At 65.4% G+C, this 13,416-nt stretch carries 11 protein-coding genes; 6 read left to right on the plus strand and 5 right to left on the minus strand.

All coding sequences use genetic code 11. The annotated features are described in order from the left end of the window. Positions 1 to 74: 74 nt before the first annotated feature. From sbcD to IAE24_RS24905, 4 genes are all read left to right on the plus strand, one after another. Positions 75 to 1,352, plus strand: a complete 1,278-nt coding sequence (gene sbcD, locus IAE24_RS24890; protein ID WP_199961929.1) for an exonuclease subunit SbcD — start codon at positions 75 to 77, stop codon at positions 1,350 to 1,352. Beyond that, positions 1,349 to 4,834, plus strand: coding sequence for an AAA family ATPase (locus IAE24_RS24895; protein WP_199961930.1), 3,486 nt, complete (start codon positions 1,349 to 1,351; stop codon positions 4,832 to 4,834). Before sbcD ends, IAE24_RS24895 begins: the two co-directional genes overlap by 4 nt. 255 nt (positions 4,835 to 5,089) lie before the next feature. Next, on the plus strand, positions 5,090 to 5,698 hold the full coding sequence (locus IAE24_RS24900; protein WP_034366885.1) for a hypothetical protein: 609 nt from the start codon (positions 5,090 to 5,092) through the stop codon (positions 5,696 to 5,698). A 78-nt stretch (positions 5,699 to 5,776) separates the two neighbouring features. Further along, complete coding sequence (locus IAE24_RS24905; protein WP_233626359.1) at positions 5,777 to 6,334, plus strand: lysozyme inhibitor LprI family protein; 558 nt, start codon at positions 5,777 to 5,779, stop codon at positions 6,332 to 6,334. 37 nt (positions 6,335 to 6,371) lie between these two features. Here IAE24_RS24905 and IAE24_RS24910 read toward each other — a convergent pair whose 3' ends face one another. The 5 genes from IAE24_RS24910 to IAE24_RS24930 all read right to left on the minus strand — a co-directional run bounded on the left by IAE24_RS24910 (position 6,372) and on the right by IAE24_RS24930 (position 10,037). Next, entirely contained in the window at positions 6,372 to 6,830 is a 459-nt protein-coding gene (locus tag IAE24_RS24910; RefSeq protein ID WP_088165804.1) for an RDD family protein, read from the minus strand. A gap of 100 nt (positions 6,831 to 6,930) precedes the next feature. Continuing rightward, on the minus strand, positions 6,931 to 7,356 hold the full coding sequence (locus IAE24_RS24915) for a WapI family immunity protein (protein WP_199961931.1): 426 nt from the start codon (positions 7,354 to 7,356) through the stop codon (positions 6,931 to 6,933). Positions 7,357 to 7,358: 2 nt separating this feature from the next. Next, positions 7,359 to 8,027, minus strand: a complete 669-nt coding sequence (locus IAE24_RS24920) for a hypothetical protein (RefSeq protein WP_153053841.1) — start codon at positions 8,025 to 8,027, stop codon at positions 7,359 to 7,361. Positions 8,028 to 8,336: 309 nt separating this feature from the next. Then, the gene (locus IAE24_RS24925; protein ID WP_016449874.1) at positions 8,337 to 9,401 is read right to left on the minus strand and encodes an asparaginase; all 1,065 of its coding nucleotides are present in this window, start codon (positions 9,399 to 9,401) and stop codon (positions 8,337 to 8,339) included. Between the two features lie 129 nt (positions 9,402 to 9,530). Further along, positions 9,531 to 10,037, minus strand: coding sequence for a glutathione peroxidase (locus IAE24_RS24930; protein ID WP_199961932.1), 507 nt, complete (start codon positions 10,035 to 10,037; stop codon positions 9,531 to 9,533). A 241-nt stretch (positions 10,038 to 10,278) separates the two neighbouring features. Here IAE24_RS24930 and IAE24_RS24935 point away from each other — a divergent pair, with 241 nt between their 5' ends. Next, positions 10,279 to 10,848, plus strand: a complete 570-nt coding sequence (locus IAE24_RS24935) for a ferritin-like domain-containing protein (RefSeq protein ID WP_013804567.1) — start codon at positions 10,279 to 10,281, stop codon at positions 10,846 to 10,848. 163 nt (positions 10,849 to 11,011) lie between these two features. After that, on the plus strand, positions 11,012 to 13,416 hold a 2,405-nt coding region (locus IAE24_RS24940), incomplete at its 3' end, for a penicillin-binding protein 1A (protein ID WP_200016396.1).

Below are 13,416 nucleotides of genomic sequence, written 5' to 3' on the forward strand. Positions count from 1 at the left end.
ATGCGCGCCAGCGACCATACTGTCGCCCCCGCCACAGCCGGCGGACATTGCACCGATACCGCGATACCGAAACCATGCGCCTTCTTCACACTTCCGACTGGCACCTGGGCCAGCACTTCATGGGCAAGAGCCGCCAGGCCGAGCACGCTGCGCTCATCGACTGGCTGCTGGAGCAGATCGATGCCCAGGCGGTGGATGCCGTGCTCATCGCGGGCGATATCTTCGACACCGGCGCGCCGCCCAGCTATGCGCGCGAGCTGTACAGCCAGCTGGTGGTTCGCCTGCATGCGGCGGGCGTGGCCCTGTTGCTGCTGGGCGGCAACCACGACTCCGTGGCCACGCTGGCAGAGAACCGCGAGCTGCTGGCCTGCCTGGACACCACCGTGGTTGCCGCCGTGGGCGAGACGGCCAGCCACGTGGTCGAGTTGCCGCTGCGGCGCCGGCCGGGGCAGCCGGCCGCGCCCGGCTGCATCGTCTGTGCCCTGCCCTTCATGCGCCCGCGCGACCTGGTGCTGAGCCAGCCCGGCCAGAGCGCCGAGCAAAAGCAGCAGGCGCTGCAGGCCGCCATCGAGTCCTGCTACCGCTGCGTGCACGATGCCGCCATGGCGCGCCGTGACGCGCTGGACGCCGCATCCGGCCAGCGCCTGCCCATCATCGCCACGGGCCATCTCACCACCGTGGGCGCCAGCAGCAGCGAGTCCGTGCGCGAGATCTACGTGGGATCGCTGGACGCCTTCCCCACCTCGGCCTTTCCACCCGCCGACTACGTGGCCCTGGGCCACATCCACCAGCCGCAGAAAGTGGGCGGCCTGGAGCACATCCGCTACAGCGGCTCGCCCATTGCGCTGAGCTTTGACGAGGCCCGCCAGTCCAAGCAGATGCTGCTGGTGGACCTGGGCCCCGAAGGGCTGCAGGCCGTCACGCCGCTGCCCGTGCCCTGCTTTCAGCCCATGGCCTCGGTGGCAGGCAGCCTGACCGCCTTGCCGGATCTGATGCGCGCCGCCGCCCAGGCCGGCAGCCCTGCACGGCCCGTGTGGTTGGAGGTGGTGGTGGAGCAGGACGACTACCTGCCCCAGCTCACCGACCGCGTGCAGGCCCTGGCCGATGAGCTGCCGGTGGAACTGCTGCGCGTTCGGCGCCAGCGCGGCCGGGCGGTGGCCGGCATGGCCGCCGCCGCCGGCGAGTCGCTGCACGAGATCAGCCCCGCCGACGTCTTCGAGCGCCGCCTGGCGCTGGAAACACTGGAGCCCAGCCTGGCCCAGGCCCTCACCCGGCGCTACCAGGAAGTGGTGGCCGGGCTTGATGCACCCCAGCCAGGCGCCGGCGAACACGGCGAGGAGGCCCGCGCATGAAGATCCTTACGCTGCGGCTCAAGAACCTCAACTCGCTCAAGGGCGAATGGCGCATCGATTTCACGCAGGCACCGTTCGCGGGCAACGGCCTGTTCGCCATCACCGGGGCCACGGGCGCGGGCAAGTCCACCCTGCTCGATGCCATCTGCCTGGCGCTGTACCACCAGACACCCAGGCTGAACAACATCTCGGCATCGGCCAACGACCTCATGACGCGCCACACGGCCGACTGTCTGGCCGAGGTCGAGTTCGAGGTCAAGGGGCAGGTCTACCGCGCCTTCTGGAGCCAGCGCCGCGCACGCGACAGGCTCGATGGCGCACTGCAGGCGCCCAAGGTGGAACTGGCCCGGGGCGACGGCAGCATCCTCAGCAGCCAGACGCGCGACAAGCTGGAGCAGACCGCCGCCATCACCGGCCTGGACTTCGAGCGCTTCACCAAGTCCATGCTGCTGGCCCAGGGCGGCTTTGCCGCTTTTCTGCAAGCCAATGCCAATGAGCGCGCCGGCCTGCTGGAAGAGCTGACAGGCACCGAGATCTACGGCCTCATCTCGCAGAAAGTCTTCGAACGCGCCCGCGATGCGCGCCAGCGCCTGGACCAGCTCAAGGCCCAGGCCGATGGCGTGGAGTTGCTGACGCCTGAGGCGCGCGATGCCCTGCAGGCCCAGGCCGACAGCCTGGTGACGGAGCAGGCCACATTGCAGACCGACTACCTGCGTACCCAGGCCCAGCACCAATGGCAGCAGCAACTGGCCCAGGCCACCCAGACACTGCAGGCCGCCCGCACCGGCTGCGCAGACGCCGCCCAGGCACTGGAGCAGGCCGCGCCCGAACTGGAAAGACTGGCCAACGACGAGCCTGCTCAAGCACTGCAACCGCTGCACCAGGCCTGGCAGCGCAGCACCTCCGCCTGCGATGACAGCCGCCAGCAACTGCAGCAACTGCGCAAGCACGAACAGCAAACCCAGGCCCGGCTGCTGCTGCAGCACCGCCATGCCCAGGCCCTGTCCGCCCGCCTGGCCCAGGCTGCGCAAGACACTCTGGCCCGCCAGCAGGCCGAGCACCAAACGCTGGAACAGTTCTGCACACACCATGCCGCACATGCCCTGCTGGGCGAGCGCCTGGGCAGCTGGCGCCAGCAGTTCAAGCTGCGCGCCAGCCAGCAACAGCAAGCGGCCAACCAGCAGCAGGCCCTGCGCAAGCTGGATGCCGAACAGGCCCGCATGGCGCAAAGCGCCGAAGCCGGCACGGCCCAGGTCCAGGCCGCCACCGACGCCCAGGCCCGCGCCAGCGCCGCACTCCAGCACGCGCAGGACGAACAGGCGCAGCGCCTTCAAGGCAGCGGCGGCATGGCCGAACTGCGCGCTCGCGAGCAGGCAGAGCAGGACCGCCTGCACCTGTGGCGCCAGGCAGAAACCCAGGCCGCGCAGCGCCGCGAACTTGCGCGCCAGCAAGCTGCGCTGGAGCAGGAATTGCGCGATGGAGAGGCACAGGCGCGGGCGCAGGACACATCGCTGCAAGCCCTGCGGCAGCAGTACAAGAGCGTCAAGGAACAGGTCGCGGACAAGCAGACCCTGCTCCTGCAGGAGCAGCGCATCCAAAGCCTGTCCGAGCACCGCCACGCCCTGCAGCCCGGCCAGCCCTGCCCGCTGTGCGGCGCGCACGAGCACCCGGCCGTGGCCGCCTACGAAGCGCTGGACGCCTCGGCCACCGAAGCCGCGCTGCGCCGCAAGCAGGATGAACTCGACGCCCTGCAAACCCAGGGAGAAACCGCCCGCGCCACGCTGGCCGCCACCACGGCCGCGCAGGCGGCGCGCCAGCGCCAGGCCGACGAGCTGGAACAAGACATCGCACGCTGGCACGGCACATGGCACGACACATGGCAGGGCCTCGCGCAACCCCTGCAACTCGTGCCAGACAGTTGGCAACAGGCCGACACCCTCGCCGTATCGGCCCAGGCCTGCGCCCGACAGCTGGACACGCTCAAGCGCGCCGTGCAGGCCGCCGAGCAAGGCGAGCAGGCCGTGCAACAGGCCAAGGACGCCGCCCAGCACAGCCGCCAGTCACTGCAGACCGCGCAAGGCCAGCTTGCGCTGCAGCAGCAGGCCCTGGCCGACCACAGCGCACGCCGCGATGAACTGCAGCAATCCATCGCCAGCCTGCAGGCCGAAGCCCAGGCGCTGAACGCGCAGTTGCAGGCTTCACTGGGCGAGGCCGGCCACACGGTGCCCGACGACGCCCAGCCCTGGCTTGAAGCGCGCGAAGCCGAATGGCAGCACTGGCAACAGGCCCGGCACGACTTGCAGCAGTTGGCCCAATCCATGGCCTTGCAGCGCAAGGAATGCGAGGCCGCCGAGGCCGATGTGCAGCGCTGGAAAAAACAGTGGGAAACACAGTGGGAGGCGCAGAGAACGGCGCAGCACCATCCCGCCGATACGGCTGTGGCAGAGCCGCCTTCCCTGCCCTTGCCGCCCGTGGAACAGCTGCCGCAGGCCCTGGCCGAATGCGCCAGCGACATCGCCGCTCTCACGCGGCAGCAGGATGCCCTGCAAGGCCAGCAGCAACAGGCCCAGGCCACGCTGGCCCGCCAGCGCGAGGAAGCGGACCAGGCCGAATCCGCATGGCAGGCCGCCCTGGCCGCCAGCCCCTTTGCTGACGAACCCACCTACCTGCAGGCCCTGCTGCCCGCACCCGAACGCCAGCGCCTGGCCACGCTGCGCCAGCAACTGCAGGCGGCACAACAGCGCGCGGCCACCCTGCTGGAAGCCGCGCAGCGCGAGCACGCGGATCTGCAGGCCCAGGCCCTGACCGACCTCGCACCCGAAGCCATACAGGCCCTGCTGCAAACACTGCAGGAGCGCCATACGGCACTCAGCGAACAACTGGGCGGCGCCCGCGCTCAGCTGGCCGACGACCAGCGCCGCCGCCAGGGCCAGCAGGCCCTGTTCGAGCACATCGCTGCCCAGGCCAGCGACAGCGACCTGTGGCAGCACCTGGACGGCCTCATCGGCTCGGCCAAGGGCGACAAATACCGGCGCTTCGCCCAGGGCCTCACCCTGGACCACCTGCTGCACCTGGCCAACCTCCACCTGGCACGCCTGCACGGCCGCTACCTGCTGCGCCGCAAGCCCGAAGGCGAGCTGGAACTGGACATCGTCGACAGCTGGCAGGGCGACACCCCGCGCGACACGCGCACGCTATCGGGCGGCGAGGCCTTCCTCGTCAGCCTGGCCCTGGCACTGGCGCTGTCCGACCTGGTCAGCCACAAGACCTCCATCGACTCCCTGTTCCTCGACGAAGGCTTCGGCACGCTCGATGCCGACACGCTGGAGATCGCCCTCGACGCACTCGACCGGCTCAACGACAGCGGCAAGATGATCGGCATCATCAGCCACGTGGAGGCGCTCAAGGAGCGCATCGCCGTGCAGGTGCGTGTGGAGAAAGGCGGTGGCGTGGGGCATTCGAGGCTGGTGGTTTCTTCGTGATCCGAAGCGTTTCAAAATCTCTTAGGCTGTTGTTTTGAAAAGAATTTCGGTACGTTTCTGGTTTTTTGAGAAACGTACCGAAAAAGGCTCTTTCGATTTCTGCCGGTAAGTTGTTGCGTGCTACCGCTTCGCCCGACTCTGCTTGCGGGGCTGTGAGTCACTACAGAACTGTCACCAAACTGCCTCCCAACGCCTGCACCATCCTGCGGGCACGGCCTGCCTGGCCGCCGTTCACTCCTTTTCAAGGACCGTTCCATGCAAGTGCGCTTTCCCAATCCCTTCGGCCTGGCCCTGCCCGACGCCCAGGCGGTGCGCGAGTACCAGGCCGCGCAAGGCTTCTCCGACGCCTACGCGCAGTTCCTGATCACGCAGAACGGCCTGGACTTCGACCGGCTCGAAGCGGCGCCCGACCGCGAGGACTACCTGCAGGCCGACGACGAGACCGGCGACAACCACGCCTGGCTGCGCACCCTGCACCACTTCCGCGCAGGCTCGGAGCACTGCGACGTGGAGGACCACCAGCGCGAAAACCTGTTTGCCGCGCACTTCATGGTCATTGGCCATGACCCCGGCGGCAACCCCTTCGTGGAAGTGCTGCACGGCGCCTTCAAGGGCCGCATCGGCAGCCTGGACCATGAGCTGTTTGCAGGCTGCGAGGACCTGGAACAGTTCCTCGAAGAAATGGAACTGAGCGGCTTTGCCGCCGCCAGCGTGGACGAACAGACCGACATGCTTTGCGACGAAGACCAGGGCCTGATCTGGTTCCACGCCAGCAGCATGGACAGCTTTGTGCAGCAATGCGTGTTCTGCGACGAGGACGGCTCGGGCTTCGTGGTGGACGAGCCGGGGTTGGAAGAGGATTGAGCTACGGGGCGGGAAGGCCGGTGCTCGTGCGCAAGGGAAACCACTGCGCATTGGCATGACCGGTGGCTTGGCGTTCGCTTGCGGTTGCTCGCAACCGGCCAATCAGGCATGCCAGAATGCCCGGCGCCTTTGCGGCCATCGTCATTGCATCGGGATCAGGCAGCCCGGCCTCTTCGGATTCAGGACCTCCACATGCGAGCAATAAAGCTGACAACCCTGGCACTGGCAGCCTGCATTCCTCTGTGGAGCCTCGCCACGGAAATCATTTCTCAACCCGATGAACGCGCCTTGCGCGAGGAATGCAGTGCCCACTCCCAGGCCAGAATGCGAGACTGCCTGGCGCGCAGGCTCGCAGACAGCCACAAGGCCTTGAAGCAGGCCGAGGAACAGGCAGCCAGCGCGCTGGGGCAATGGGATGAGGATGCCAAATATGCCGCCCAGGCCAAGGCCAGGCTGTCCGCCTCCGGCAAGGAATTCACGCAGTACCGCGATGCCCAATGCAGCTGGCTTGCTTCTCTGGCTGGCGGCGCAGCCGGCAACGCGACGGAGATCAGGCGCCTGTCCTGTGCTGCAGCACTGAACTTGGGGCGGGCTGCGCAGCTGCGCGACGCCACATCCGAGCTGCCGTTGAAATAGCACGGAGCGCCCGCTGCGGGCGCGCCTGAGGAGCGTGTCAGCGGAACTTCACCGGCTGCACCCCCAGGTGCTTGGGCCTGACCACCACGGTGCCCGCAATCTTGTCGTGCCAGCCCTGCTTGCGCGGGTCAAAGGCCACCCAGATCAGCCCCAGGCACAGCGGGATGATGGACACGAAGTAAGCCAGGTAGCGAATGATGGCCTGCCGTGTGCTCATGTCCGCGCCGGTCTGCGCGTCCACGATCCTGGCGGCGATGAGCATCTTGCCCGGCGTGGCCTGTTTCTTGATCCAGAAGATGACGACGGCAATGGCAGGCAGCACCCAGGAGATGACGAAATCGGCCGGGCCGTGCAGCAGTTTTTCGGACTCCAGGTATTCCCAGCCATAGATGGAGATCAGGGCCGGAAGCATGAGCACGAGCAGGATCACGGTGTCGATCAGCGCGGCGCCGGTGCGGGCCCAGAAGCCTACGTATTCGAGATCGTCATCCTGCATGGCAAGTCCTATTGGTGCGACATCAAAAACAGCGGCTCTCTGTATTCATAAAGCAATGCGCAGGAAGTCATGAAAAAGATCCAAATTTGAATTCAGATTTCTAGCTTGTTGAATTATGGAAATTCAACAAAGACTGCACTCCATCCATCAAATCATCCAGAAAAGTCTGATCCAAGCCACAGACCCCTGAAATCTTTGGCCCATCTGGGGGTCTTGGCTGAAAACTCCAATCCATGATGATCAAGCCCCTTTCCAGCATTCTCAATGAAATGCCAAGTCCCGGCTCCGTTCCGGACAGTATTGCACTCGTCTCAAAATTATTCCCAGCCTTCATCGACTGGAGTTCCATCCAGAATTTCTTCAACTCTCCAGGCATCGCAGACCAATTACCTTCTGCATCTATCCCAGGGACAGCCACCTTGACAAACAAGTCAATCCATTCAAGATATGGTCCACCCGGGGCCTCAAAACGACTGGCCACCGGCTCTATCTGAAGACTTAGATCTTCTGTATTGATGTTCAGCATTTTCAGAAATACATAAAATGCAGGATAGTCCAGTCCGACTCCCGAACAACAACCTCAAGTGTTTTCTGTTCCTTGACGTACCCAGCGCCTCGCTTGATGAATCTGGACATCGGAATTTCGTACCTGAAAACACCTGCAACTTTTTGAGGATCTGGCATCCTCTTTCCATGCTTTATGGCCAGATGAATGATGTGTAAAGGAACAAATCTCCCAGGATTTTCCATGTGCCTGAGTGTTGTCTCGGTAAATTTCAAATTTCTTACCGAAACCCCTTTCAGCTTGCTTCGAAGAAGCGGCAACAGGGAACGAGTCAGCTGTGATGCAGTGCCAAGTGCCGCCCGCCCAGCAACCAAGCGACTTACAGAACCGATTCCTGCACGAACCAGCTTCAACGCAACTGGACCAAGCAAAATAAGATCCAATGGATCAATAAGCGGCTCTTCTAAAGGACTCTCTCTGATCCCAACATGCTGTCCCGAGATATCGTAAATGTGCCAAACATTCTTGGCACCTTCATGGATATACCCAACACAGTCTCCAGATGTCTCATCAATTATCGGACTTGCCCCGGACGGCAATGAGGGAATGTTGACTGCAAAACCAGAACCAACTGCGTGAACCGGCTCACCCAGAAGAGGAATTCCATTTTCTTCACCAGAATATTCATTCATAGAGAGGCAGCTCGTCTTTCAACAAGTTCAACGGAATCAACGAGATCACTCATTGCAGCCCGAGCCTGGCTTGGCTAAACGCAGACAGACCGGAGACCCGGAAACCGAAGCTTCGAAAGATATGGGTTATACCCTGATTTCAAGAAAAAATCCTCTGATCCAACAACAATGGTCATGAAATCAGAGGACTCCTCGTGAAAGGAGACAACGCTCCAGTCGCAGCGCTCCCGATTGTGAAAACCGTGAGAGGCCGTCATGCCTCTCGCATCAGAAGATGCGGGCATCATCGGGAAAAGGTAGATCTCACTCTTACCGATCGAATACTGCCTGCAGGTCCTTCTGCCCCGTCACGCCGGACTGCAGCGCCAGCATCAGCAGGATCCGCGCCTTGGGCGCGCGCAGGTCGTCGGCCATGACGGCGCCGGCCTCGAACGAGGTCTTGCCGCCGCCCTCGAAGCCGTAGCTGGGCATGACGCGCCCGTTGTGCACGCGCGTGCTGACGACCACGGGCACGTTCTTGCCGATGGCGTACTTGGCGGCATCGAGCATGGCGACGTTCATGTTGCCCATGCCCAGGGCGTCGATGACGATGCCCTTGACGCCACGGTCCACCGCCTGGCGCACGGCCTGGCCGTTGGCGCCGCCGTACATGGGGAAGATCTCCACCTCGGGCATGGTCTGCGCCTGGATAGGCAGGTGCTGGCGGCGCGCGGGGGCGGAGGCGAAGTTCACGCGGTCCGGGTAGACCTCGCCCAGAAAGCCGAATTCACCCGAGCGGAAGGTCTCCACGTTGGCCGTGTGTGTCTTGGTGACGTAGCGCGCGGCGTTGATCTGGTTGTTCATGGCCAGCATGGCGCCCTTGTCGCGCGCCTTGGGGTCCACGGCGATGCGCACGGCGTTGAGCAGGTTGCGCGGCCCGTCGAAGTCGGACACCGAGGCATTGCGCTGCGCGCCGATGAGCACGACGGGCTTGGACGACTGCACGGTCAGGTCCAGCCAGAAGGCGGTTTCCTCCAGCGTGTCCGTGCCGTGCGAGACGATGGCGCCGGCCACCTCAGGGCGGGCCAGCGCGGCCTGTACGGCCTGGGTGAGCTGCACCCAGCGGGCCGGGTCCATGTAGTCGGAGGGCACGTTGGACAGGTTGTTGACCTGGATGCGCGCGTACTTGCCCACGTCGGGCACGGTGGCCAGCAGGTCGTCGCCCGAGATCGCGGGCACGGGCGCGTTCTTGACCGGGTCGATCTTCATGGCGATGGTGCCGCCCGTGGCAATGAACTGGACCACGGGCTTGTCCTGGGCGGCGGCGCTGGTAGCAATCATGGGCAAGGTGCAGGCAGTGAGCAGGGCGAGGGCGGTGCGGCGGAAGGCTTTCACGGGTGTTGTCTCCTTGTTGTGATGTCAAGGAGCATGCTAACCATGGCGTGCGGCCGGACCGCGCCGCCGGCCCTGCGTGAAACCCTGATGGACAGGCGCGATCAGCGCGCATCAACGCCCATCAACGCATCAAAGCGCCAGCGCGGCCTCGATGTCCGTGGACAGCTTGGCCGGCGCATCCTGGGGCGCATAGCGGCGGATGACCTGGCCGTCGCGGCCAACGAGGAATTTGGTGAAGTTCCACTTGATGGCCTTGGTGCCGAGCACGCCCGGCGCCTCGGCCGTGAGCCAGCGGTACAGCGGGTGGGCGTTGGCGCCGTTGACGTCGATCTTGCCCATGAGCGGAAAGCGCACGCCAAAGTTCAGGTCGCAGAAGCTGGCGATTTCCGATTCGCTGCCCTTTTCCTGGGAACCGAACTGGTTGCACGGAAAGCCCAGCACCACCAGGCCGCGCCCGCCGTACTGCTCATGCAGCGCCTGCAGGCCCGCGTACTGCGGCGTGAAGCCGCAGGCGCTGGCGGTGTTGACGATGAGCAGCACCTTGCCGCGGTAGTCCGCCAGGGGGACGGCCTGGCCCGTGATGGAGGTGGCCTCGAAGTCGTAGGCCGAGCGGGGCGCGGCGGCGGTGTCATTCATGCGGGTGCTCCTGGAGTGGAGCGCCCATGGTAGCGCCGGGATACCCAGGGACACCCAGGGGCGCGCTGGCCGGGCATGGGGATGCGGACTTGTCTCACAGACAGCAGGCGGCCAAAAACTTACCTTGGAAGGCAACAGGCGGGCACATCGGCCCGCCTGGTCCCGTTTCGCTGGCAGGTGTTTACAAGCCGCATAGGCGCATGCCTGCCGTAGTTTCCGTCCCACGATGAAGAGACCACGTATGAACCCCAACAGCACCCCCACGAAACAAGCCAAATCCAACGCCGGCAACGGCCACCTCGCGCTGGACCCCAAGGCCCTGGAGGCCGCCAAGCACAGCCTGGACGATGGCGCCGTGACCCCGCACTTCGGGCCCTGGCGCGAGGACATCATCAAGCTGCTCAATGACTCGCTGGCCACCGAGCTGGTGTGCGTGATGCGCTACAAGCGCCACCACTTCACGGCCGTGGGCCTGGCTTCGCCCGCCATTGCCGACGAGTTCCTGGTCCATGCCAACGAGGAAATGGCCCACGCCGACAAGCTGGCCCAGCGCATCGTGCAGCTGGGCGGCGAGCCCGACTTCAATCCCCAGACGCTGACCCAGCGCAGCCACGCCGACTACAACGGCGAGATGGACCTGAAGGCCATGATCCGCACCAACCTGATCGCCGAGCGCGTGGCCATCGAGGCCTACAGCCAGATGATCGACCTGATCGGCGACAAGGACCCCACCACGCGCCGGCTGATCGAATCCATCCTGGAGCAGGAGCAGGAGCATGCGGACGAGCTGTCCGACTGGCTGGAGAAATAAGCACTTCCCGCCAGTACCCGCCAGCCCGACAATACCGGGGCTTGGCCCACAGGCAAGGCACCCCGCGCGAGCGGGGTGCCGTTTTTTTGGGCATTCTCTCGGCTTCGCGGAATGGTCCCGCCCTATCGGCCCTGATGTCCTGTCATCAGGGCCGTCTTGCAATATGCGCTTTTCTTTCAATGACTTGAAGCTGCCCGACGCTGTGCTCACAGCCTGGCAAAGGCTGCTGGCCAGCCGCATCGGCCAGCGCGTGGCGGCCCTGCCCTGGTGGCACCGCTGGCCCACGCGGCGTGAATGGCTGCTGTTCGCCGCTGCGCTGCCGTTGCTGTTTGCGCTGTATGTGCTGGCCCTTATCCCGTTCACGCCCGGCATCCGCGACATACGCAAGGCCAAGCTGGAGCAGCCCGCCCAGATCATGAGCGCGGATGGCAAGCAGCTCGCGCAGTTCAAGCGCAGCAACCGGCAATGGGTGAAGCTCGACGAGATGTCGCCCTCGGTGATCAAGGCGCTGATCGCCACGGAGGACCACCGCTTCTACGAGCACCACGGCATGGACTGGCGGCGCACGCTGGGCTCGGTGGTGCACACGCTGCGCGGCGATCCGCAGGGCGGCTCCACCCTCACCCAGCAGCTCGCACGCAACCTGTACCCGACCGAAATCGGCCGCGCGCCCACGCTCAACCGCAAGCTCAAGGAGGCGATCACGGCCTTCAAGATCGAGGCGCTCTACACCAAGGACGAGATCCTCGAGACCTATCTGAACACCGTTCCCTTCCTCTACAACGCCTTCGGCATAGAGATGGCGGCGCGCACCTATTTCGACAAGCCCGCCGCGCGGCTGACGGTGCTGGAAAGCGCCACGCTGGTGGGCATGCTCAAGGGCACGAGCTACTACAACCCCGTGCTCAACCCCGACCGCGCGCTGTACCGCCGCAACACGGTGCTGTCGCAAATGGTCAAGCGCGGCGTGCTGCAGGAGGCCGAGTTCGCCCAGCTCAAGAAGCGCCCCATGCGCATCAACTTCGAGCGCCAGGAAGAGCCCCTGGGCATGGCGCCCCACTTCGCGCAGCAGCTGCGCAAATGGCTGATCGACTGGGCCGACCGCAACGACTACAACATCTACACCGACGGCCTGGTGGTGCACACCACCATCGACTCGCGCCTGCAGAACTGGGCCAACCAGGCCGTGGCGCGCCAGACGCGCACGCTGCAGGGCGTGGCCAACGGCGCCTGGAGCCAGCGCGACGGCTGGAATGCCGCCAACCCGCTGGTGCAACAGCTGGTGCGGGAGACCCCCGCCTGGCGCGCGGCGCGCAAACGCGCGGACGGCCAAGGCAAGGACAAGGCAACGGACAAGGACAGCGAGGAAGACACCCTCAAGGCCCTGCTGGCCGACAAGGCCTTCATGAAGCAGCTGCGCGAGGACAAGACGCGCGTGCAGGCAGGCTTTGTGGCGCTGAACCCGGCCACCTCCGAAGTGCTGGCTTGGGTGGGCAGCCGCGACTTCACGCAGGACGCCTACGACCATGTGCAGCAGGCACGGCGACAGCCCGGATCCACCTTCAAGCCCTTTGTCTATGGCGCCGCGCTGCAGCAGGGCGCCACCCCCGACGACAAGCGCGTGGACGGCCCCGTGGAAATCAAGCTGCCCGGCGGCGAAGTCTGGCGCCCCACCGACGCCACACCACCCACGGGCCGCGAGATGACGCTGCGCGACGCCCTGGCCTACTCCAAGAACACCATCACCGCCGAAGTCATGCAATCCGTGGGCCCCGCCCGCGTGGCGCGCCTGGCGCGCGCCCTGGGTGTGCGCCAGAGCCCGCTGGACGAAGTTCCCGCCCTGGCCCTGGGCAGCAGCCCGGTGTCACTGCTGGAAATGGTCAACGCCTATGCCAGCCTAGCCCACGGCGGCCGCTGGCTGCCACCCATGATGGTCACGCGCATCGAGGACGCCGACGGCAAGGTCATCGCCGAATTCGCCCCGCCCAAGCCCGAGCGCGCACTGGACGAAGACCACGCCTACGCCCTGGTGAACATGCTGCGCGCCGTGGTGGACAAAGGCACGGCCGTGGCCGTGCGCCAGCGCTACGGCATCCACGCCGACGTGGCCGGCAAGACCGGCACCACCCAGGGCAATGCCGACGGCTGGTTCATCCTTATGCACCCGGAAATCGTCACCGGCGCCTGGGCCGGCTTCAACGACCCGCGCATCACCCTGCGCAGCGACCGCTGGGGCCAGGGCTCGCGCAGCGCCCTGCCCATGGTGGGAGACTTCATGTCCCGCGCCCTGCGCAGCCCCGTCATCGACGCCAAGGCCCGCTTCGAGCCGCCCGAACAAAGCCACTGGTGGTCCGACATGGTCGGCCGCCTGCGCGAACGCATGCAGGACTGGTGGCCTGACCAGCCGCCGCCCGCACAGCCCGGCCAACCCGCCACCCCGGAGCCGGCTCCGACCCCTGAACCCGCACCCGAGCCCCCGGAGCCACCCGGCCCGGGCCTGTCGCCCGGCGAGGAAATCATAGAAAGCACTCCCGCCCTGCCCGCCCCCAGCATCCCCCTCACCCAGGG

Source organism: Delftia sp. S65 (assembly GCF_016516495.1).
Taxonomy (GTDB): domain Bacteria; phylum Pseudomonadota; class Gammaproteobacteria; order Burkholderiales; family Burkholderiaceae_C; genus Comamonas; species Comamonas acidovorans.